The organism is Mesorhizobium sp. Root552 (assembly GCF_001427285.1).
GTDB lineage: Bacteria > Pseudomonadota > Alphaproteobacteria > Rhizobiales > Rhizobiaceae > Mesorhizobium.
In genome coordinates, this window is record NZ_LMFV01000060.1 from 1 (window position 1) to 2,498 (window position 2,498).

2 protein-coding genes and 4 pseudogenes are annotated in these 2,498 nt (G+C 62.7%); all 6 read right to left on the minus strand.

What is annotated here, in order from left to right:
* On the minus strand, window positions 1-272 hold a 272-nt coding region (locus tag ASD50_RS22780), incomplete at both ends, for a formate--tetrahydrofolate ligase (protein ID WP_156465182.1).
* Between the two features lies 1 nt (window position 273).
* A pseudogene (locus ASD50_RS19190) lies at window positions 274-640 on the minus strand (formate--tetrahydrofolate ligase); the annotation flags it as partial.
* Between the two features lie 41 nt (window positions 641-681).
* Window positions 682-969 (minus strand): annotated as a pseudogene (locus ASD50_RS23295) (formate--tetrahydrofolate ligase); the annotation flags it as partial.
* Window positions 970-1,118: 149 nt separating this feature from the next.
* Window positions 1,119-1,500 (minus strand): annotated as a pseudogene (locus ASD50_RS24005) (formate--tetrahydrofolate ligase); the annotation flags it as partial.
* Window position 1,501: 1 nt separating this feature from the next.
* Window positions 1,502-1,901, minus strand: a pseudogene (locus ASD50_RS24010) (formate--tetrahydrofolate ligase); the annotation flags it as partial.
* A gap of 384 nt (window positions 1,902-2,285) precedes the next feature.
* Window positions 2,286-2,498: aldehyde dehydrogenase family protein (locus ASD50_RS19210; RefSeq protein ID WP_156465181.1), on the minus strand; the 213-nt coding region annotated here is incomplete at its 5' end.

Sequence of the window (2,498 nt, forward strand, 5' to 3'; positions counted from 1 at the left end):
TTGCCGTAGCCCTGCTTCTCCCACTGGTGCAGCTGGTCGCGGATCGACTTGTCGGCAATCGCCTCCGAACCGCGGTAGATGCGCTTGACGATGGTGTCGATCTTGTCGAACAGGCCAAGGTCGTCGCCRTARAGCGGCGCGAACTGCGAGGCCCCGCCCTCGGCGATCTCGACCACCTTCTTCGCAAGCTCCTCGATGCCGGCCGAGCCATGCGCCCAGTGCTTGCACAGGATCGCTTCCGCACCCTGCTCCTTGACATAGGCCTTCAGCGCNCCTCGGCGATCTCGACCACCTTCTTCGCAAGCTCCTCGATGCCGGCCGAGCCATGCGCCCAGTGCTTGCACAGGATCGCTTCCGCACCCTGCTCCTTGACATAGGCCTTCAGCGCTTCGATCTCGGCTTCGGTGTCGGAATAGAAGTGGTTGATCGCCACCACCACCGGAACCCCGAACTGGTGCACGTTCTCGATGTGGCGGCCAAGGTTGGGGCAGCCCTTCTTCACCGCCTCGACATTTTCGGGCCCGAGATCCTCCTTCTTCACCCCGCCATTCATCTTCATGGCGCGCACGGTGGCCACGATGACGGCGGCGGCAGGCTTCAGGCCAGCCTTGCGGCACTTGATGTCGAAGAATTTTTCCGCNGGCGCGCAGCATGAGCCTGTGAGAGACGATCTCGGCCTCACGCGGCGACATTCTCAGGCCCGAGRTCCTCCTTCTTCACCCCGCCATTCATCTTCATGGCGCGCACGGTGGCCACGATGACGGCGGCGGCAGGCTTCAGGCCAGCCTTGCGGCACTTGATGTCGAAGAATTTTTCCGCACCGAGATCAGCGCCGAAACCGGCCTCCGTCACGACATATTCGCCGAGCTTCAAGGCGGTGGTGGTGGCCATCACCGAGTTGCAGCCGTGGGCGATGTTGGCGAACGGGCCGCCATGCACGAAGGCCGGGTTGTTCTCCAAGGTCTGCACCTGGCTGCATGATGTTGAGGTCGATATCGGGAACGATGTTGAATGCCTGCAAAACCTGATCGAGCATCGACCGGTTCGATGAGGACGAGCTGGCGGCGGAGGCGATGTCGCGGCGACCGTTCCCGCATTGCCGTAGCCGAGCTGGAGGNGCCGAGCTTCAAGGCGGTGGTGGTGGCCATCACCGAGTTGCAGCCGTGGGCGATGTTGGCGAACGGGCCGCCATGCACGAAGGCCGGGTTGTTCTCSARSGTCTGCACSAGGTTCGGCTGGATGGCGTCCTTCAGAAGAACCGCCATGGCGCGATGGGCCTTCAGTTCACGCGCAAACACCGGGCTCTTGTCGCGCTTGTAGGCAACGATGATGTCGCCAAGGCGCTTTTCGAGGTCCTTCAGGTCCTTGGCAAGGCACAGGATCGCCATGACTTCCGAGGCAACGGTGATGTCGAAGCCGGCCTCGCGCGGATAGCCGTTGGCGACSCCGCCCAGCGASMMSACGATCTCGCGCAGCGCCCGGTCGTTCATGTCCATGACGNCGTGGAAGTCGCCGGTGAAGTGCAGGTTCATGTCGTCCATCGGCACGACCTGGGCATAGCCGCCGCCGGCAGCGCCGCCCTTCATGCCGAAGTTCGGACCAAGCGAGGCCTCGCGGATGCAGATCACCGCCTTCTTGCCGATGCGGTTCAGGCCGTCGCCCAGGCCAACCGTCGTCGTCGTCTTGCCTTCGCCCGCAGGCGTCGGGTTGATCGCCGTCACAAGGATCAGCTTGCCGTCCTTGTTGTCCTGGATCTTTGCCGTAAATTCCGCAGATATCTTTGCCTTGTCATGACCGTATGGGATGATGTGGGCACGAGGTATGCCAATCTTGGAGCCTATTTCCTGGATCGGCTTCTTCTTCGCCGCACGTGCTATCAAAATGTCCGACATCGGCTTCATCGCGACAGTCATCTCTAATCTCCCATTGTTTGTCTTGTTGATCGGCGGCGATCGGTCGTCAGGCTTCTATGCTCAGGCCTTGTCCTGTTGTCAGGCTGCTTCTGGCAGGGGCAGCGGGTCTGTCAGCGCATTGCCGACGTTGAAGCCGATGCTTGTGAAGAACTCGGCTGCGGGCATCTTGGCGCCGCCTTCGGGCTTGACCTTGAGAAGCTCGATCNCTGTCAGCGCATTGCCGACGTTGAAGCCGATGCTTGTGAAGAACTCGGCTGCGGGCATCTTGGCGCCGCCTTCGGGCTTGACCTTGAGAAGCTCGATCCGGCCGCCCTGCACGATGATCGAGACGCTTCTCCGCGATGGCGCTGATCTCGCCCGGCTTGCCGCGCCTCAGCGGCCGGTGTTGATCCACACCACCTTGGGTTCGGTGAAGTTCTCGATGGCCATGTCGCCATGCTCGCGGCCGAAGCCGGAATCGCGCGCCCCGCCCCAGGGCAGGCGGATGTCGGTCGGGCCATAGGTGTTGATCCACACCGTTCCCGCCTTCAGCTGCCGGGCGAAGCGGTGGACGCGGGCGATGTCGGCGCTCCACACGCCGGCGGC